At 67.8% G+C, this 17,327-nt stretch carries 18 protein-coding genes; 1 reads left to right on the top strand and 17 read right to left on the bottom strand.

What is annotated here, in order from left to right:
• Positions 1-29 precede the first annotated feature (29 nt).
• The 13 genes from ACN8ZM_RS21285 to ACN8ZM_RS21225 form a co-directional block, all read right to left on the bottom strand.
• On the bottom strand, positions 30-1,274 hold the full coding sequence (locus ACN8ZM_RS21285; protein WP_089452526.1) for an NAD(P)/FAD-dependent oxidoreductase: 1,245 nt from the start codon (positions 1,272-1,274) through the stop codon (positions 30-32).
• Positions 1,271-2,233: a VOC family protein gene (locus ACN8ZM_RS21280; RefSeq protein WP_089452525.1), complete on the bottom strand. Its 963-nt coding sequence runs from the start codon at positions 2,231-2,233 to the stop codon at positions 1,271-1,273. The genes ACN8ZM_RS21285 and ACN8ZM_RS21280 overlap by 4 nt, the downstream gene beginning before the upstream one ends.
• Positions 2,234-2,251: 18 nt before the next feature.
• Positions 2,252-3,742, bottom strand: coding sequence for an aldehyde dehydrogenase (locus ACN8ZM_RS21275; RefSeq protein ID WP_420212283.1), 1,491 nt, complete (start codon positions 3,740-3,742; stop codon positions 2,252-2,254).
• A 72-nt stretch (positions 3,743-3,814) separates the two neighbouring features.
• Positions 3,815-4,630: an aspartate dehydrogenase gene (locus tag ACN8ZM_RS21270; protein WP_043177331.1), complete on the bottom strand. Its 816-nt coding sequence runs from the start codon at positions 4,628-4,630 to the stop codon at positions 3,815-3,817.
• Positions 4,623-6,290, bottom strand: a complete 1,668-nt coding sequence (locus tag ACN8ZM_RS21265; RefSeq protein WP_043177334.1) for a thiamine pyrophosphate-binding protein — start codon at positions 6,288-6,290, stop codon at positions 4,623-4,625. Before ACN8ZM_RS21265 ends, ACN8ZM_RS21270 begins: the two co-directional genes overlap by 8 nt.
• Positions 6,283-7,080, bottom strand: coding sequence for an SDR family oxidoreductase (locus ACN8ZM_RS21260; protein ID WP_420212282.1), 798 nt, complete (start codon positions 7,078-7,080; stop codon positions 6,283-6,285). Before ACN8ZM_RS21260 ends, ACN8ZM_RS21265 begins: the two co-directional genes overlap by 8 nt.
• Positions 7,077-7,934, bottom strand: coding sequence for an IclR family transcriptional regulator (locus ACN8ZM_RS21255; RefSeq protein WP_089496640.1), 858 nt, complete (start codon positions 7,932-7,934; stop codon positions 7,077-7,079). Before ACN8ZM_RS21255 ends, ACN8ZM_RS21260 begins: the two co-directional genes overlap by 4 nt.
• Entirely contained in the window at positions 7,931-8,827 is an 897-nt protein-coding gene (locus ACN8ZM_RS21250) for an alpha/beta fold hydrolase (protein ID WP_420212281.1), read from the bottom strand. The genes ACN8ZM_RS21255 and ACN8ZM_RS21250 overlap by 4 nt, the downstream gene beginning before the upstream one ends.
• An 18-nt stretch (positions 8,828-8,845) precedes the next feature.
• Entirely contained in the window at positions 8,846-9,373 is a 528-nt protein-coding gene (locus tag ACN8ZM_RS21245) for a cupin domain-containing protein (protein WP_043177345.1), read from the bottom strand.
• Positions 9,374-9,410: 37 nt separating this feature from the next.
• Positions 9,411-10,181 (bottom strand): SDR family oxidoreductase, encoded by a 771-nt coding sequence (locus ACN8ZM_RS21240; RefSeq protein ID WP_174920687.1) that lies wholly within the window; start codon positions 10,179-10,181, stop codon positions 9,411-9,413.
• Entirely contained in the window at positions 10,174-11,250 is a 1,077-nt protein-coding gene (locus ACN8ZM_RS21235) for a Rieske 2Fe-2S domain-containing protein (protein ID WP_420212280.1), read from the bottom strand. Before ACN8ZM_RS21235 ends, ACN8ZM_RS21240 begins: the two co-directional genes overlap by 8 nt.
• Positions 11,251-11,302: 52 nt before the next feature.
• Positions 11,303-11,614, bottom strand: coding sequence for a recombinase-like helix-turn-helix domain-containing protein (locus ACN8ZM_RS21230; protein ID WP_043177351.1), 312 nt, complete (start codon positions 11,612-11,614; stop codon positions 11,303-11,305).
• Position 11,615: 1 nt separating this feature from the next.
• Positions 11,616-11,933: a non-heme iron oxygenase ferredoxin subunit gene (locus ACN8ZM_RS21225; protein ID WP_006758060.1), complete on the bottom strand. Its 318-nt coding sequence runs from the start codon at positions 11,931-11,933 to the stop codon at positions 11,616-11,618.
• 444 nt (positions 11,934-12,377) lie between these two features.
• Between ACN8ZM_RS21225 and ACN8ZM_RS21220 the strand changes: the two genes are divergently transcribed.
• A complete protein-coding gene (locus tag ACN8ZM_RS21220; RefSeq protein WP_043177357.1) occupies positions 12,378-13,457 on the top strand; it encodes a porin in 1,080 nt (359 codons plus the stop codon).
• Between the two features lie 109 nt (positions 13,458-13,566).
• Here the strand turns inward: ACN8ZM_RS21220 and ACN8ZM_RS21215 are convergent, their stop codons facing one another.
• The 4 genes from ACN8ZM_RS21215 to ACN8ZM_RS21200 all read right to left on the bottom strand — a co-directional run bounded on the left by ACN8ZM_RS21215 (position 13,567) and on the right by ACN8ZM_RS21200 (position 17,327).
• Positions 13,567-14,460 (bottom strand): IclR family transcriptional regulator, encoded by an 894-nt coding sequence (locus tag ACN8ZM_RS21215; RefSeq protein ID WP_089452517.1) that lies wholly within the window; start codon positions 14,458-14,460, stop codon positions 13,567-13,569.
• Between the two features lie 301 nt (positions 14,461-14,761).
• Positions 14,762-15,241: a type 6 secretion system effector deamidase TecA gene (gene tecA / locus ACN8ZM_RS21210; protein ID WP_043177360.1), complete on the bottom strand. Its 480-nt coding sequence runs from the start codon at positions 15,239-15,241 to the stop codon at positions 14,762-14,764.
• 102 nt (positions 15,242-15,343) lie between these two features.
• The gene (locus ACN8ZM_RS21205; RefSeq protein ID WP_420212279.1) at positions 15,344-15,823 is read right to left on the bottom strand and encodes a YbaB/EbfC family DNA-binding protein; all 480 of its coding nucleotides are present in this window, start codon (positions 15,821-15,823) and stop codon (positions 15,344-15,346) included.
• Between the two features lie 58 nt (positions 15,824-15,881).
• Positions 15,882-17,327, bottom strand: coding sequence for a Do family serine endopeptidase (locus ACN8ZM_RS21200; RefSeq protein ID WP_420212278.1), 1,446 nt, complete (start codon positions 17,325-17,327; stop codon positions 15,882-15,884).

Below are 17,327 nucleotides of genomic sequence, written 5' to 3'. Positions count from 1 at the left end.
CGGGGTGTCTCCTGTGTCTCGTCGCCCGGTCAGGCCAGTGTCTTGCTCGTGTCTGCCAGGGCTTCCGTATCCACTGCCCGGCCCTGGTTCATCCACTTGCGCGCGAGCTTCAACTCACGTGCGTTGTTGACGGCGATGACACCTCTCACATGTCCTTCGCCCACGAAAAACAGCGTCGCGCGTCGCGCGGCAAGCTCGCCGCGCACGACGAGCTGCGCATCGGCCGGCAGATCGCCGAGGATCTGCAGGTTCACGTCGTACTGATCGGACCAGAACCACGGGATCTCCGCGTACGGGGCACGCACGCCGAGCACGGCCTTCGCCGCCGCGATCGCCTGGTTCTGTGCGTTGGCCCACGATTCGAGCCGCACGCGCCGCTTCAGCCAGCCGTTGTGATGGTTCGCGACGTCGCCGCACGCGAAGATCGCCGGGTCGCTGGTCGCGCCGAATTCGTCGACGACGATGCCGTCGTCGATCGCCAGCCCCGCGTCGCTCGCGAGCGACGCGTTCAGCGCGAGGCCGATGCCGGCCACCGCGAAATCGGCGTCGATCGTCGTGCCGTCGGCGAGCGTCGCGCGTACTTTCGACGCGTCGTCGGGCTGCGCGTCGAGCGACGCGAGCGCCGCGCCGAGCCGCACGTCGACGCCGTTCGCGCGATGCAGGTCGAGCAGGAAATCCGACACGATCTGCGGCACCGAGCGGCCGCACAGCCGCGGCGCGCCTTCGACCACGACCGCCTCGACGCCGAGCTTGCGCGCGGTCGCCGCGACTTCGAGGCCGATCCAGCCGCCGCCGATCACGAGCACGCGCTGGCTCGCACGCAGCTTCTCGCCAAGCGCGGCCGCTTCGTCGAGCGTGCGCAGGTAATGCAGGTTCGGCGTCTTCACGAGCGCGTCCGGCAGGCGGCGCGACGTGCCGCCGGTCGCGATCACGAGGCGGTCGTATTCGATCTCGCGACCGCTTTCAGTTTTTACGACGCGGCGTGCACGGTCGATCGATGCGGCGCGTTCCGGCTGCCAGGCTTCGACGTTCAGTGCGTCGAATTCGTCGGGACGCACGACGCGCACGGTGTCGATGTCGGCGTCGCCGGCCAGCACGGCCTTCGACAGCGGCGGACGCTCGTACGGCAGATGCGGCTCGTCCGCGATCATCACGAGACGGCCGGCAAAGCCTTCCGCGCGCAGCGTCTTCAATACCCAGCCGGCGGCCTGGCCGCCGCCGATCACGACGACCGTGCCGGGCGCGGCTTGCGCCTGTTCGTTCCCTTCGCTCATGATTTCCGCTCCGTCATGAACTTGCCTTCCGGCGCCTTCGCGTTCTTCTGCCGGCGCGTGTTGCCGTCGAGGCCGCCGTCGACGGCCCATTCCGCGAACACGGTCGGGCCCGGCTCGAATTCGCGCGGCTGCCACTCGGGCGTCAGCATGTCTTCGTCCGCGTAGTACTCGATCAGGCCGCCGGCCGGGTTCTGGAAGTACCAGAAGTACGCGGACGACACCGGGTGACGGCCCGGGCCGAGTTGCGTTTCCCAGCCGCAGCGGTCGATGTGCATGCCGCCGCCGAACACTTCGTGGATGTCGCGCACGGTGAATGCGACGTGGTTCAGGCCACGCTTGCCGTTCGGCAGCGCGAGCAGGAACAGGTCGTGGTGGCCGCCGTGCGGCGCGCAGCGCATGAACGCGCCGCGGCCCGGATAACGGTCGGACGTCTCGAAGCCCAGCAGCTCGTGATAGAACTTTTCCTGTGCGTCGAGGCAGTTCGTGAAGAACACCACGTGCCCGACCTCGACCGGCTCCGCGCGCGCATAGATCGGGCTCGGCTGGTCGACGCGCAGCGTCTGGCCCCACACGTTCGACGGCGAGCCCGTGATGTCGAGTTCACGCTTGCGCGTGACTTCGATGCGGATCGCCATCCCGTTCGGGTCGATGCAGCCGACCGCATCGTCCTGCGCGTAATAGCCGGGCTGGCCGGCCAGTTTCGTGCGCAGCGCGTCGAGTTCCTGCTGCGTCGCGACGCCCCACGTGACTTCACGCAGCGTCGGGCCCGCTTCGAACGCCGGCGGCAGCGCCGGATCGTCGGCCTTGACGGCCAGCACGGTGCAGCCGTTCAGCGTCTCGAAGCGTGCGCGCGCGTCGTCGTGCGAGACTTCCTTCATCCCCCAGTCGGCGAAAAAGCGCCGGCAGGTCGCGAGGTCGTCAACGCCATACGTGATCTGCTCGATTCCCAAAATGCTCATTGCGTCATTCCCCTTCGCTCAGTTCGCCCACGGCAGCGGCGCGTCGTTCAAGCCCCAGTAGAGGCTCTTTTGCTGCATGTACTCGCGGATGCCGAGGCGGCCCTTCTCGCGCCCCATCCCGCTCTCCTTCCAGCCCGAGAACGGCGTGGAAATCGAGAACAGCTTGTACGTGTTGATCCAGACGGTGCCCGTCTCCAGCGCACGCGCGATGCGCCACGCGCGCTTGTAGTCGCGCGTCCAGATGCCGGCCGCCAGGCCGAACACGCTGTCGTTCGCCTGTGCGATCAGCGACACTTCGTCGTCGAACGGCATCGCGACGAGCACGGGCCCGAAGATCTCTTCCTGGCAGATGCGTGCGCTGTTCGGCAGGCCTTCGAGAATCGTCGGCTGATAGAAGAAGCCGTCCTCGCGCCCGTCGCCCGACGGCCGTTCGCCGCCGCACAGCAGGCGGCCGCCTTCTTCGAGACCGAGCGCGACGTAGCGCTCCACCGATTCGCGATGCTTCGCGGTGATCAGCGGCCCCATCTGCGTGTCGGGACGCGTCGGGTCGCCCACGCGCAGCTTGCGTGCGCCCGCGACGAGACGCTTCATGAATTCGTCGTACACCGCGCGCTGCACGAACAGCCGCGAACCCGCGATGCACGCTTCGCCCGACGAGCTGAAAATGCCATACAGCACGCCGTTGACCGCGTGATCGAGATCGGCGTCGTCGCAGACGATGGTCGGCGACTTGCCGCCGAGTTCGAGCGACACGGGCATCAGCTTTTCGGCCGCGATGCGCGCGATGCCGCGGCCCACTTCGGTGCCGCCGGTGAACGACACCTTCTTCACGAGCGGATGACGCACGAGCACGTCGCCGATCACCGAGCCCTTGCCCGGCAACACGCTCAGCACGCCCTTCGGCACGCCGGCTTCCTCGCAGATGCGAGCCAGCGCGAGCGACACGAGCGGCGTGACTTCGGCCGGCTTGAGCACGACCGCGTTGCCGCCCGCCAGTGCCGGCGCAAGCTTCTGCGCATCGGACGCGATCGGCGAATTCCACGGCGTGATCGCCGCGATCACGCCAATCGGCTCGTACACGCTCATCGTTAGGTAATCGCCGCGCGACGGCGTCAGTTCCTCGTCGAGCGTTTCGAGGCACGCCGCGAAATAGCGGAACGTGTTCGCGGCGCTGGCCACCAGCACGCGCGTCTCGCTGATCGGCTTGCCGTTGTCGCGGCGCTGCAGGTTCGCGAGCGCCTCGTGGCGCTGCATGATCAGGTCGGCGATGCGGTACAGCACCTGCGCACGCAGGTGCGGCTTCAGCCCGGCCCAGTCGGCGCGGCGCCACGCGGCATCGGCGGCGACGACAGCTTCGGCCGCGTCTTCCGCGTTCGCGGTCGACACTTCCATGTTCAGCGACTGGTCGGCCGGATAGATGCTCGCGTAAGGCGCACCACGGCCGCGCCGCCATTCGCCGCCGATCAGGATGTTGCCGTCGGGTACGAGGCTCGTATCGAAAGGAGTCATGTCACAAGTCCCACAAATCTGTCTCTGCACGTCCGCCCTCGCCGTGGCGCGGGCGGACATTCAATGGCCCGGTCAGATCACGCAGCGGGCCGCGCGGTTGCGCAGCGCGCGGATCGCGCTGTACGCCGTCAGCGCGGACGTCTTCGGGTTGTCGGGCAGCGGCTTGCCGCTCATTTCCAGCGACATCTCGCCGAATGCGCCGCGCGCGGTGATGCGATGCACGTTGCGCTCGACGGCCGGATCGGCAATCAGGCGCACGTGCGTCGCGTCGAGCCCGAGGCCCGCGAGCGCGACGGTGGCCGCGACGTTCGCGTTCTTCGGATACAGGCGTGCGGCATCGCGCGCGCTGCCTTCGAAGATCACCTTTTCCGCGGTCATCGCACGCAGGTCGCACAGTTCCTCGGCGGGCGTGCCGAGCCAGCCGAGCGGCGGCTTGCGGCCCACGTACAGCACTTCGTCGAGGCCGCCCTGCTGCGCGGACGCCAGCGCGTCGATCCCGCCGATCGCGCCGGACAGCAGCGTGACCGTCGCATCGCCTTCGTCGGCCGCCTGCGCGAGCACGTCGAGCAGCGCGAGATCGGACAGCGCGCCGATCGATGCGACCGCGCAGTCGGTGCCGGCCTTCAACAGCGGCACGACGTGATCGACGAGCGCGCTGTGGCCCGCGCATTCGAGCGCGAACTCGGGGCGGCGGGCCAGTGCGTCGACCGACGACACGACCTCCACCGCGCCGCCCAGCACGCCCTGCACCGCCGCGCGCTGGTGTTCCGGCACGATCACGTGCGCGATGCGCAGCGACGCATCGTGCTCGACCGCGTGGTACACGGCCGCGCCGATCGCACCGAAGCCGATCATCGCGACGTCGACGGGTGCGTGGCCGTTACGCATACTGGCGCTCCGACGGCTCTTCCTTCTTGACCGGCGGGCCCGCGAAGTTCGACGCGAACGAGCCGACCGACAGCATGTCGACCTCGACCATCACCGGCCCTTCCTTCGCCATCCCTTCGCGCACGATCGCTTCCGCCTGGTCGAGCGACGTGATCCGGTAGTGCGTGAGGCCGAAGCTCGCGCAGAACTGCGCGAAATCGGGCTGGTGCAGCTGCACGAAGCAGCGGCGGCCACCGTAGTGCGCGTCCTGGATGTTGCGGATCACGCCGTAGCACTGGTCGTTCATCAGCACGATCATCACGTTCGCGTTTTCCTGCACGGCCGTGACGAGCTCGCCGACGTTGACCATCAGGCCGCCGTCGCCGACGAGGCAGACCGTCTTCGCAGCCGCATCCGCCAGCGCCGCGCCGATGCCCATCTGGATGCCCTGGCCGATGCCGCCGCCGAGCGCATGCACGCCCGAGCGCGGCTCGAAGATCTTCAGCAGGCGGTTACCCCACGTGCTGTTCGAGATCGTCACGTCGCGCACCCAGTTGTAGTCGCGGCCGACGGCGCCCTGCAGCGTGTCGACGAGCTGCTTGTACGGCCCGAGGCCCTTCGACACGTCGGCCACCGCCTGCTCGCGCGCTGCCGCGAGATCGGCGGCGAATTGCGGATCGACCGACAGGCGGCCTTCGAGGCGGTCGGCCAGCTCGGCCAGCACGCGCTTCGAATCGCCGTGCACGAACAACTCGTTGCGATAGCCGCGGTTGTCGGCGAGCGCGTCGGCATCGACGCGGAACAGCGGCTGCGGCAGCGCGAGCTTGTACTTCAGCGTCTCGTTGCCGCGCAGGCGCGAGCCGACGACGACGAGCGCATCGCAGGTCTTGTAGAACGCCTCGACGGACGCGTGCACGTTGAACGCGCCGAGCGTCGCCGGGTGATCCTCGGGCAGCACGCCGCGGCCCTGCACGCTCGTCACGACGCCGAAGCCGAGCTTCACGAGGCGTTCGACTTCCTCGCGTGCGTGGCGCGCGCCGCCGCCGAGCCACAGCAGCGGGCGGCGCTTGGCCGCCAGTGCGTCGGCTAGCTTCGCGACGCGTGCGGTGTCGTGCTCGCGCACCGTGACGTGTGCCGGTGCGAGGTCTTCCGGCCATTCGATTTCGGCAGCCTGGATGTCGATCGGAATCTCGACCGAAACGGGGCCCGTCGGCGCGGTCTGCGCGATGCGCACGGCTTCGCGGATCGTCGGCAGCACGGTTTCGACGGTGCGCACGCGGAACGCGGCCTTCGAGATCGAATGCAGCATCGACAGCTGGTCCGGCGCTTCGTGGATGTACGCGAGATCCTGGTCGAGATACGGCGTCTCGATCTGCCCCGTGACGTGCAGCAGCGCGGTGCCGGCCGTCAGCGCTTCGACCATCGCGCCGGCTGCGTTGCCCGCCGCCGTGCCCGTGCTCGTGAACGCGACGCCGAGGCCGCCCGACACGCGGGCCAGGCCGTCGGCCATGTTCAACGCGCCGGCTTCGCCGCGTGCGCCGACATACCGGATGTTGCCGCGCGAGTTGATCGCGTCGAGGATCGGCATGTTGTGGATCGAGATGACACCGAATGCGGTCTTCACGCCGCACTGCTCGAGAAAGGCGGCAATCAGCTCGCCAACCGTGGTTTTTTTAGACATGGCGTGCAAAGCCTCCAGAAACGTCGATATGGCTGCCCGTCGTGTACGACGACAGATGCGTTGCGAGATAAAAGAGTGCCCAGGCGGCCTCGTCAGGCTTGCCGAAGCGGTTCAGCGGAATGTTCTTCGTGCGGGCGATCGCGCCCGTCCAGTCCTCCCAGCTTTCGCCGGCCTGCGCCTGCGCTTCGTAGCGGCGGCGCCACTGGCCCGACTCGACGATGCCGATCAGGATCGAGTTCACGCGGATGCGCTGCGGCGCGAGTTCGGTCGCGAGCGACTTCACGAGACTCAGCACGCCCGCGCGCGCCGACGACGTCGCGACCATGTGCGGCTCCGGCTGCAGCGCGAGCAGCGAGTTCACGCAGGTGATCGTCGGCGCCTGCGCGTCGCGCAGCAGCGGCAGGAACGCACGGGTCGGGCGGATGATGCTGAAATACTTCAGTTCGAGCTCTTCGCGCCACGCGTCGTCGGTCGTGTCGGCGAAGGTCGACACGCGGCCCTGGCCGGCGTTGTTGACCAGCATGTCGGCACGACCGAAGCGTGACGAAACCGCTTGAGCGAACGCAGCCACATCCTGCTCATCGAGCACGTTGCAGCGTGCGGCGAGCAGTTGCGCACCCGGATATTTCTCGCCAAGCATCGCTTCGGCGCGCGCCAGGCGCTCGCTGTCGCGGCCGCAAATCGCGACCGACGCGCCCGCCTGCAGGAACCGTTCGGCAGTCGCGAGGCCGATGCCGGACGAACCGCCCGTCACCACCGCCACCTGCCCGGTCAGATCGATCTGAATCATCGGAGTCCTAAAGCCTTCAGAAACGTGTGCTCGTCATCCGAGCGGTAATTGAGCCGCCGCGACAATTCCGCCGCCGCGCGCTGCACCTTGTCGATCAGACCATCCGCGATCAGCGCCGCGTCGATCTCCGGCCTCGGCACCGTCACCGTGATGCACGCGACGATCTTCTGCGTCTCGTTGCGCACCGGCGCCGTCACCACCGAGATACCGCGCTCGAACGACGAATTGCTGACGCCGTAGCCGCGCAGCGCATCCTCGCGGATCACTTCGTACAGCGCGTCGACCGTCTCCGGCGTCGCGTTCGTCATCCGGTTCAGCGCGCCTTCCGGATACAGCGCATGCAGTTCCTTCAACGACAGGTCGCCCATCAGCACGTGGCCGTGCGTCGTCGCATGCGCGGGCAAGCGCGTGCCGACGTTCACGCGGATCGAGCTGAACACCGGCGCCTGGCTCTGCGCCTTCGCGACGAACACCACGTCGCGGCCGTCGCGGATCACGATGTGCGTCGTGAAGCCGGTCGCGTCGCGCAGGCTCTCGATCACGGGCAGGCCCAGATCGGTCAGCTCCAGCGAGCTCAGGTATTCGAAGCCAAGCCGCAGCACGGCGATGCCGAGCTTGTAATTGCGATCCTTGTCCGCACGCTCGAGGAAGCCGAGCGATTCGAGCGTCTGCAGCAGACGGAATACCGTCGTGCGCGGAATGCCGAGCCGCTTCGACAATTCGGGCGCGCCGAGCACGGGCTCGCGCGGCGAGAATTCGGCGAGGATCCGCAGCCCGCGTTCGAGGCCGGGCACCACGTAGCTGGCTTCGGCTTTCCCGTTTTCGGTATCGGGTTGTTGTAGCGGTTCGTTCATGCCAGTCCCCGCTGTTGGTCGCACTGACGGCAGAACGTGTCGATCAGTGCGGAATAAACGGTCGGTGCTTCCACGTAGCCGGCATGGCCCGCTTGCGGAATCACCTGCAGCCCGACGTGCGCGGCCGCGGCAATCCGCTCGCACGCGGCGGGCGGCGTGATCGCGTCGTTCGCGCCGACGGCCACGGCCGTGCGGCCGCGAAAGGCGGCGAGATCGGCCGCGAGATCGGCATTCGCGAGCAGATGCGTGGCCTGCGCGTAGCCGGCCGGCACGATGCGCGCCATGTTCCAGCGCACCCACGCACGCGCATCCTCGTTCGCGAAACCGGACAGCATGTTGCCGCTGCGCTGCTCGGCGAGCCCGGCCGGGCCGAGTTCGGCAAGCATCGCGAGCCGCGCGTCACGGCGCGATTCGCGGGTTTCGGCCGGTGCGCTGCCATAGCCGCCCGCGGGCGACACCAGCAGCAGGCCGGCGATCCGCGCGGGCATCACGCGGGCGAGACCGCCCGCGATGATCGCGCCGAGCGAATGACCGACCAGCACGCAGCGTTCGATGCCGAGTGCCTCGAGCCACGCGTTCAGCGATGCCGCGTAATCGGTGGCGGCCGGCGACGCGCCGTGCACCGGCGTCGACACGCCATAACCGGGCGCATCCCATGCGAGCACGCGCCGCGATGCGCCGAGCGTGTCGAGCTGGCGGACCCACGATGCGGCGCCCGAGCCGATGCCGTGCAGCAGCACGACGGGCAGCGCACGGCCCGCATGCTGCGCGCCGGCCTCGCGATAACCGATCGTGCCCGCCGCGCCGGCCGCGCAACGCTGTTCGGGAAACTGCCCGAGCAGCGCGGCGAACGCCGCGGTGCGGTCGCGTTCACGTTTGTCGATGACACTCATTGCTTCACCCGCTCCGTTTCAGCGCTTGATCTTCGCGAGCGGCGAATCGGGCGGATACGTCGGCGTGATCGGCTTCGGCGAACCGAGCATCACGCACATCAGCGCGTCTTCCTCGCCGATGTTGATTTCCGTGCGATACACGCCGGGCGGCACCGAGATCAGGTCGCGCTCGCCGAGGATCGCTTCCCACGTCTCGCCGTCACGCTCGCAGATCACCTTCATCTTGCCGCGCAGCACGAAGAAGATTTCCTCGACGTCCATGTGGATGTGGCTCGGGCCGATGTTGCCGGCCGGGATGACCATCGTCGAAAACGTGAAGCCGCCGGCCGGCACCGTGTTGACGTCCTTCGCGACGCCCGTGCCGCCCGTGCCGACGTAGCGCATCTGCGCACGGCGGTACTTCGGGTCGTAGTCGGCCTGGAACTTCAGTGCGTCCCAGTCGTAGCGACGGGTCGCGTAGCGCGCCACGCGCCCTTCCATCCAGTCGTTGAAGCTTGCGCCTTCCGGCTGGTCCCACGACTTGCGTTCGAGATCGGCGTCCGCCATCGTCCTCTCCTTCATCAGAGTGAAAACTTCAATTCAATCAATTCATCACGAAGCCGCCGTTCACCGGCAGCAGTTGACCCGTCACGAAGCGCGCGCCGTCCGACAGCAGGAACAGCACGGGGCCCGTCACGTCGTCGGGCACCTGCGCGCGTGTCAGCGCGCGGCCCTGCATGTAGAACGCGTGGCGCTCGGCCGGCACGTAGGCCGTGGCCTCGACTTCGGTGAGCCCCGGCGCGATCGCGTTGACCGTCACGCCGTGCGCGCCGAACTCGCGCGCCTGCGCATGCGTCATCGCGATCACCGCGCCCTTGCTCGCGACGTACGCGAGCAGCTTCGGCGCGCCCCACAGCGCGGTGTCCGACGCGAGGTTCACGATCGCGCCGCGGCCCGACTGCGCGAGGTGCGGCAGCGCCGCATTGCTGACGAGCCACACGCCGCGCACGTTCACGTTCATCACGGCGTCCCACGTCGATACGTCGAGCTCGGTCGACAGCTTGCCGCCCGAGTTCGTGATCGCCGCGTTGTTGATCAGCGCGTCGATGCCGCCGAGCGCCGCCGCGCCCTGCGCGACGAACGCATCGACGCTCGCCGGATCGGCGAGATCGAGCGCGAAGAAATGGGCGACATGGCCGGCTTCGGCGAGTTGCGCGGCAAGTGCGCGGCCTTCGTCGGCCAGCACGTCGCCGAACGCGACCTGCGCGCCCGCTTCGACGAGCGCCGTCACGAACGCCGCGCCGAGCCCGCGCGCGCCGCCCGTGACGAGCACGCGGCGCCCCGCGAGCGACACGACCGGAGCGCGCTCAGCCATTTGCCGGCTCCGATGCGGCCTGCGCCTGCGCCGCGCGATGCGCGTCGAGCGCGGAAAGATGCTCCTGCGCACGCGTGCGCAGCATCCGGCGCACGCGCGTCATGCCGACATCGTGCTGGTACAGGTATTCGTGATCGCGCGCATTCGGCGCGAGGCTTTCGAGGACGTAGCGGTCCTGCTCGAGCACGTCCCAGTGCAGGCCCTCGAGGCGGTTGCGGTACATGAAGCGCCACACGTCGCGCTGCCAGCCGCTGACCTTGCGGGTGCGCCAGAAGTAGACCTGGCAGTTGTCGCCGTCGACCGGCGTCGCGAAACCGATGATCCCGAAGTTGCCGCCCGGGCCGAACTTCTGCTTGTACGGAATCGCGAGGCGCATCCACAGGCAGCCCGTTTCGCCGAGCTCGACCCAGTCGAAGTTCACGTCGCGCTGGCCGATCTTCTCGAACATCAGCCCCGTTTCCGTCTTGCGCACGCGCATGTCGGCCTGCTTGTCGCCTTCGGCCATCGAGTGCGAGGTGGCGTGCAGGTACGCGCCGTGCATCGGGTCCATCACGTTGTCGATCGCGTACTGGTAATTGCACGTCCAGTTCGACACGCACAGGAAGTGGCCGTATTCGTCGTCGACCAGTTCCTCGGGCAGGTTCAGCGGCGCCGGCTCGCCGTGCGCTTCGTCGCCGAACCACAGGAAGATCGCGCCGGCCTTCTCTTCGACCGGATACGACTTCACGCACTTCGTGCCTTCGAGCGGACAGTTCGACACCGCCGGCACGCGGTTCACGGTGCCGCCGCCGTCGACTTCGATGCCGTGATACCAGCAGGCGATGTTGCCGCCGAGGTTCCAGCCGAGCGACAGGCGCGCGCCGCGGTGCGGGCAGCGATCTTCGAGCGCGTGAACCTTGCCGTCGTGATCGCGCCACAGCACGATCTGCTCGGACAGGCGCGTGAGGCCGACCGGTGCGTTCGACACCTGCCAGCTCGGCGCGACGGGATACCAGTAGTTCTTGATGCCGCGGTCGAGATAGGCACGGACCGGGTCGTGTTGTGCTGCGTGTTGTTCGGGGGACGTCATCAGTGTGCTCCGGATGCGGTTGTCGTCGGGTCGGCGATCGGCGCTCGAGCGCTCATTCCGCCAGCGCGGCCATTTCGGCGCGGAAGCGCTCGGCGGTCCACGCCGTGCCGTCCGGCGCGCGGAAGCCGATGCGGTTCAGGCCCGCGACGACGTCGTCCAGCTCGATCGCGCCGGCTTCGAACACGCGCTCGAGCGCATCGCCGAGGTCGTTTTCGTACTGGGTCGGTGCGGCCTTGCGGTTCTGCCAGACCTGGTTCTCGACCTGGCCGGGGATCTCGATCTGCCCCTTGCCCGCGACGTTGTTCGGCTGCGGCGCCACCCACGGCTTCAGGAAGGGATTGAAGTTGACGGTCGCTTCTTTCATGTCATTCCACCTTGATCTGGATTTCCTCGCCGGCGAGACGCACCGCGTACTGCTTCAGTGCGCGTCCGCCCGGACCCTTCAGGCATTCGCCCGTCTTGATGTCGAACACGGCCTCGTGCAACGGGCATTCGACCGTGCCTTCGTCGACGAACCCCTGCGTCAGCAGCGCGTACGCATGCGGGCACACGTTCTCGAGCGCGTACACCTCATCGCCGACGCGATAGATCCCGATCTCGACGCCGTCGGTCCGCTTGAACTCGATCGGCGTGTCTTCCGACAGCGCGCCGGCGTGTCCGGCGCAAACCCATTGTTCAGACATCTCACACCCTTCCTTCTGATCGACTCTCGGTTGGTTCCGATTTGTTCCATACCCGGAACAGCAGTTTATGGATGGTGAGTATAGGAGTGACTTTCCACGAGTAAAACAAAAAGGTGTATGCCCTAGGGAAAACACTGACCGTCGGGTTGGCGATCACGTCCATCCATCTCATTAAATGAAATTTTTTGTTATATGACGGGGATTTACCGGGTTTACGCGGGCTTCGCGCACCGCCGCCGGGCATCGTTCCGAAACCCATCCGTCCCGAAAAAATTATTTTTGATCCGGTGCGTGACGCCTCTATACTCCATTCCATCAGAGGCACATCGTTCCTTATATGGAACATTAAAATGCCCGCCCGATGGCGAAAACGCGCGACGGCCGGCCGTTCCTGCGCATGCCGCCACGGCACGTTTTCATCAGGTTGGAGATTCAGGAGATCAAATGGTCAAGCATGCGGTAGCAGCAGCAGTGATCGGATTGGGCGCCGCGTCGGGCGCGTGGGCGCAGAGCAGCGTGATGCTGTACGGCAGCATGGATGCGGGTGTCGCGTACGTGAACAACGTCGGCGGCCATGCGAAGTGGGCGATGATCCAGGGCAATACGCAGCCCGATCGGTGGGGCCTGAAAGGCAAGGAAGACCTCGGCGACGGCCTGTCCGCGATCTTCCAGCTCGAAAACGGCTTCTATACGAACAACGGCCAGTTCGCGACCGCGAACACGATCTGGAACCGCGCGGCGTTCGTGGGCCTCAGCTCGGAACGCTACGGCACGCTGACGCTCGGCCGCCAGACGCCGTTGTCGTTCGACTATCTCGATCCGCTCAGCACGGCCTACCTCGCGATGAGCTGGTACGCGTTCCACCCCGGCAACATCGACGGGCTCGCCGCGACCGGCAACGTGCCGTACAACAACTCGGTCAAGTACCGCTCGCCGACCTTCGCGGGCTTCTCGGCCGCCGCGACGATGGCGCTCGGCAACACGACGAACTTCTCGACCGGCAAGTCGGTCGGCGTCGCGCTGAACTACGCGAACGGGCCGTTCAAGGCATCGGCCGTGTACTCGAACGAGCACGACCGCGCGATCCTGATCAGCACGACCGGCATCACGTCGTTCCAGGGGCAGAACACCGCGACCGGCTATACCGCGAGCAAGGTGGAAAACATCGGCGCGGGTGCGTCCTACCAGTTCGGCGACTTCCTCGTGCATGGCCTGTACACGCGCACGAAGATGCAGTCGAACGGCTTTTCGGATACGTTCCAGAGCTACGACGCGGGCGTGAACTACCGCAGCAGCGCGTTCAACACGATCGCGGGCGGCGCGGCGACCACGACGCTGGCCGGCCGCCGCTGGACGCAGGTCGAGCTCGGCGACATCTATTCGCTGTCGAAGCGCACGCAGCTGTATGCGAACGTGTTGTATGAGCACGGTTCGGGCGGCGCACAGGCCGCGTTCTTCACGGCAGGCGTGTCGAGTACCGCGAACCAGGTAATCGTGCTCACCGGGATCCACCACTCGTTCTGAACGAACGGTGGCAGGCGCTTCGCCGCCTGAAACGACAAAAGCGGCCCGCGGGCCGCTTTTGTCTTTCGCGCATTGCATGGGCACGGCCGCCGGCCGCACATCGGAACACTCAGAACATCGCGACCTTGTGGCGCGCGTGTGCGAACGTCGGGTCGCTTTCGAGCGGACGATAGTTCAGCCGCTGCGACAGATCGACCGCCGCGCCGCACACGGCTTCGACGAGCCGTTCCTTCTCGCCGGCCTCGCCGATCTCCGAGCGCGGCACCGTCGCCGTGATCGCCGCGACGATCGAGCCCGAATGATCGCGCACGGGCGCGGTGACGGCCGAAATGCCGCTCTCGAATGCCGCCTCGCTGACCGCGTAGCCGAGCCGCGCGTAATGGCGCACGCGTTCGTACAACTCGTCGACGCTGCCCGGCGTGCGCTCGGTGAACTGCTCGAGGCGCTTTTCCGGATAGAGCTGGCGCAGCGCGTCGCGCGTCAGGTCGCCCATCAATACGTGGCCATGCACGGTTGCGTGCGCGGGCAGGCGCGTGCCGACGTGCACCTTCACCGAACCGAACATCGACGCGTTGCTCTGTGCCTTCGCGACGAACACGACGTCGCGCTGATCGCGGATCAGCAGGTGCGTCGACAGGCCGGTCGTGTCGCGCAGCCGTTCGAGCACGGGCGCACCGAGATCGGTCAGTTCGAGGGAATTCAGGTATTCGAAGCCGAGCCGCAGCACGCCGACGCCGAGCCGGAAATAACGGTCGCCGTTCACGCGCTCGAGGAAACCGAGCGCTTCGAGCGTCTGCAGCAGGCGGAACGTGGTCGTGCGCGGAATGCCGATGCGCTTCGACAACTCGGGCGCGCCGAGCACGGGCTCGCGCGCGGAGAATTCGGCGAGAATCCGCAGCCCGCGTTCGAGCCCCGGCACCAGATAGGACGAACCGCCGCCGGACGATTCATCGTCGCCGGGCGCGGCTTGGTCGGGTGCGTTGCTCATCGTTGTCTTGGCCATGTGGGCATGGACGGGAGGAAATCAATCACGAAACAGGTCATGGATCGTCGTGGACGGCCGGTCGTGCCGCCCCGGCGCGCACGCAGTTGCACCCGCGCACTTCGCCGCGACGCAGCATGCGCCGCCACGACTCCCGGAAGAGTCATTCACGGTCGAGAGGATAGCAGCGATGGGCAGCGCGACGCCATGCGGAAATCGCCGGACGGCGGGACAGCCGCCGCCCGGCCGTGTGCGAGGCGAGCCACCGACTGATCGAGACCACCGTGGCCTGTACCGCGGAGACCGCCGAGACGCCCGCAGGCTACAGGTGCGACAGATGAACCCGGATGTTCGTGCGGTCGTACTTGAAGCCGCCGGCCGCGTCCGGTTCGAGCACGCTTGCCAGGTCGACCGCATACCGCCATCCGCTGCCGAGAAGCCCGCCGTTTACGGCGCGGATCCGGGTGCCGCCGATGGCGATCGCCGCATGAAAGACCGTGCCGCCACGCGAGAAGCCGACCGCGGTCCCGGCCTGAATGGGCGCGTGCCCGTCCCATTCGCCGCCGTTCTCGAAGTTGAACCGCGGTCGCCAGTGCTGACCGATCGTGTCGAGCAGCGTGTTGGGCGTGATCATTGCGTCAGCCCGCATCAGGTACCGCACATAGGCTGCGGCATCGTAGCAGACGCCGGCGGAAACATACGTGTTGATATCGGCCGTGCCGGAGATCAGCGCCTGCACGTGTCTCTGCCGCTCGGGGAAACCGAACTGGGCGACATGCGCGCCCAACGGGGTCAGTTGCATGGGTGGCTCCTGTTGAAGAAGCGAGGCGTCATCGTCCCGCCAACGCAATAACCTCATATCTTATTATGATATCCGGCGACGTCGACGCCCGCCCCCCGCGCATCACGGCATGCGCGCCGCCGATGCCGGCGCGGCGGCCGCCGCATCGGGATTCGGCGCGAGCCGCAGGCGCACGCGCAACGGCTGCAGCATGTCGGGCGGCGGCGGTTCCGCCAGCGGGCCGGCCGTGAGCAGTTGCCGCAGCGTCGCGTCCGCGTCGGGATCGCCGAGCGACGCGAATTCGACGCGCGTGACGGCGCCGTTCATGCCGATCCACGCGCGCACGACGATCGCGGGCGGTGGCGCATCGGCACGCGCGTTCAGTACGCGCGCCTCGAGATAGCGGTGCAGACGATCGGCCGCGTCGCCGTCGGCTTCGAGCCAGGTCTGGAACTGCTGCCCGGCGAGCTGTCCGTAGCGGATCCACGCCTGCGGCACGTCGGCCGTCTGCGCGATGGCCGGCACGGCGCACCCGGCCAGCGCCCACGCGACAGCGATCGTCCGCAGCCATCCCGCTGCGCCCCACTCCTGCATTCGCTTCATCCCGTCTCCCGTTTCGACGGTTCGCCGTCGTGCTGCGTCGTGTCGTGTCATGCGACCCTCAACCGATCTCGATCGGCACATACAAGCGCGTGCCGCCACGCTGGACGAGCAGCGCGACGTTGCCGTGCGCGGCGTCGATCTCGGTCATCAGCGCGCCGATGCTCGCGACCGACGTGCCGTTGACCGACAGCACGATATCGCCGGGCTGCAAGCCTGCGCGGGCGGCCTGCCCGCTCGCCTGCTCGACGACGAGCGCCTGCCCGACACCGAGCCGCTGCCGCTCCTGCTCGGTCGCCGCGCGCAGCGCGAGCCCGAATCGCGCGGGCCCTTGCTCGCCACCGGCCGACGCCGTGCCGCTGTCGAATGCGCCAACCGTCGCGCTCACGTGCATCGCCCGTCCCGCGCGCCACACCAGCAGGTCGGCTTGCCGCCCGGCCCGCATGCCCGCCACGGTGCCGAGCAGGTCCGCCGATTCGGCAACCGGCTTGCCGTCGACCGCGAGCACGACGTCGCCCGGCTGCAGGCCCGCGTGTGCGGCCGGGCCATCCGGCTCGACCATGGTGATCAACGCGCCGTCCGGACTCGCGAGGCCGAACGACCGCGCGAGCGCCTGGCTCACCTCCTGCACGGCCACGCCGAGCCGGCCGCGCGTGACCTTGCCGGTCCGCAGCAACTGGTCCTTCACGTCGAGCGCGATATCGATCGGGATCGCAAACGCGAGCCCCTGATAACCGCCCGTCTTCGAGAAAATCATCGAGTTGATCGCGATCACGCGGCCGCCGAGATCGAACAGCGGGCCGCCCGAATTGCCGGGGTTGATCGGCACGTCGGTCTGGATGAACGGGATCGCCCGCTCGCCGGGCAACGAGCGCGATTTCGCGCTGACGATGCCCTGCGTGACCGTGTTCGCGAACCCGTACGGCGAACCGATCGCCATCACCCAGTCGCCCACTTCGGTGCGCGCCGGGTCGCCGGTCGCAACGACCGGCAGGTTGTGCGCGTCGATGCGGATCACCGCGACGTCGGATACCGGATCGCTGCCGATCACGCGCCCCTTGAACTGCCGCTTGTCGGTCAGCTTCACGTCGATCGCAACGGCGTCGCCGACCACGTGCCGGTTGGTCAGGATCACGCCATCCGCACTGACGATGAAGCCGGAGCCGAGGCTCACTTCCTCGCGGTTGCCGATCACGCGCCGCGCCAGAAACGGCGCGAGCGGATGATCGGGCGCGATGCCGGGCGGCAACTGGATGCCCAGCTGCGTGACTTCGCGCGTGACGCTGATGTTGACGACGGCCGGGCCGACACGTCGCACCAGCGCGGCGAAATTCGGCAGCGCGACGGTCGGCGCTGGCGCTGGCGCTGCCGATGCGGCACCCGGCTGCGCGGGCCGCTCGGCAGCCGTTGCCGTTGAACAACCGCACGCGCACGCACAGGCCAATGCCAGCCCGCCGGCCATCGCTCGCAGCATTGCCGCCCGGTTCATGTGCTTGCCCGCCGTCAT

Origin of the sequence: Burkholderia aenigmatica, from assembly GCF_048627025.1 — a bacterium.
GTDB classification, from domain to species: domain Bacteria; phylum Pseudomonadota; class Gammaproteobacteria; order Burkholderiales; family Burkholderiaceae; genus Burkholderia; species Burkholderia aenigmatica.
Note: the sequence above shows the minus strand (reverse complement) of the source record. Positions and strands in the feature narration are given on the sequence as shown.

Excerpts from the sequence above, each read along its gene's own strand:
- ACN8ZM_RS21240 (WP_174920687.1), bottom strand. The coding sequence starts at position 10,181 with ATGGCTGAGCGCGCTCCGGTCGTGTCGCTCGCGGGGCGCCGCGTGCTC.
- ACN8ZM_RS21275 (WP_420212283.1), bottom strand. The coding sequence starts at position 3,742 with ATGACTCCTTTCGATACGAGCCTCGTACCCGACGGCAACATCCTGATC.
- ACN8ZM_RS21225 (WP_006758060.1), bottom strand. The coding sequence starts at position 11,933 with ATGTCTGAACAATGGGTTTGCGCCGGACACGCCGGCGCGCTGTCGGAA.
- ACN8ZM_RS21250 (WP_420212281.1), bottom strand. The coding sequence starts at position 8,827 with ATGAGTGTCATCGACAAACGTGAACGCGACCGCACCGCGGCGTTCGCC.
- ACN8ZM_RS21270 (WP_043177331.1), bottom strand. The coding sequence starts at position 4,630 with ATGCGTAACGGCCACGCACCCGTCGACGTCGCGATGATCGGCTTCGGT.
- ACN8ZM_RS21280 (WP_089452525.1), bottom strand. The coding sequence starts at position 2,233 with ATGAGCATTTTGGGAATCGAGCAGATCACGTATGGCGTTGACGACCTC.
- ACN8ZM_RS21260 (WP_420212282.1), bottom strand. The coding sequence starts at position 7,080 with ATGATTCAGATCGATCTGACCGGGCAGGTGGCGGTGGTGACGGGCGGT.
- ACN8ZM_RS21230 (WP_043177351.1), bottom strand. The coding sequence starts at position 11,614 with ATGAAAGAAGCGACCGTCAACTTCAATCCCTTCCTGAAGCCGTGGGTG.
- ACN8ZM_RS21215 (WP_089452517.1), bottom strand. The coding sequence starts at position 14,460 with ATGGCCAAGACAACGATGAGCAACGCACCCGACCAAGCCGCGCCCGGC.
- ACN8ZM_RS21285 (WP_089452526.1), bottom strand. The coding sequence starts at position 1,274 with ATGAGCGAAGGGAACGAACAGGCGCAAGCCGCGCCCGGCACGGTCGTC.
- ACN8ZM_RS21255 (WP_089496640.1), bottom strand. The coding sequence starts at position 7,934 with ATGAACGAACCGCTACAACAACCCGATACCGAAAACGGGAAAGCCGAA.
- ACN8ZM_RS21245 (WP_043177345.1), bottom strand. The coding sequence starts at position 9,373 with ATGGCGGACGCCGATCTCGAACGCAAGTCGTGGGACCAGCCGGAAGGC.
- ACN8ZM_RS21235 (WP_420212280.1), bottom strand. The coding sequence starts at position 11,250 with ATGACGTCCCCCGAACAACACGCAGCACAACACGACCCGGTCCGTGCC.
- ACN8ZM_RS21220 (WP_043177357.1), top strand. The coding sequence starts at position 12,378 with ATGGTCAAGCATGCGGTAGCAGCAGCAGTGATCGGATTGGGCGCCGCG.
- ACN8ZM_RS21265 (WP_043177334.1), bottom strand. The coding sequence starts at position 6,290 with ATGTCTAAAAAAACCACGGTTGGCGAGCTGATTGCCGCCTTTCTCGAG.
- ACN8ZM_RS21200 (WP_420212278.1), bottom strand. The coding sequence starts at position 17,327 with ATGACGGCGGGCAAGCACATGAACCGGGCGGCAATGCTGCGAGCGATG.
- ACN8ZM_RS21205 (WP_420212279.1), bottom strand. The coding sequence starts at position 15,823 with ATGAAGCGAATGCAGGAGTGGGGCGCAGCGGGATGGCTGCGGACGATC.
- tecA (WP_043177360.1), bottom strand. The coding sequence starts at position 15,241 with ATGCAACTGACCCCGTTGGGCGCGCATGTCGCCCAGTTCGGTTTCCCC.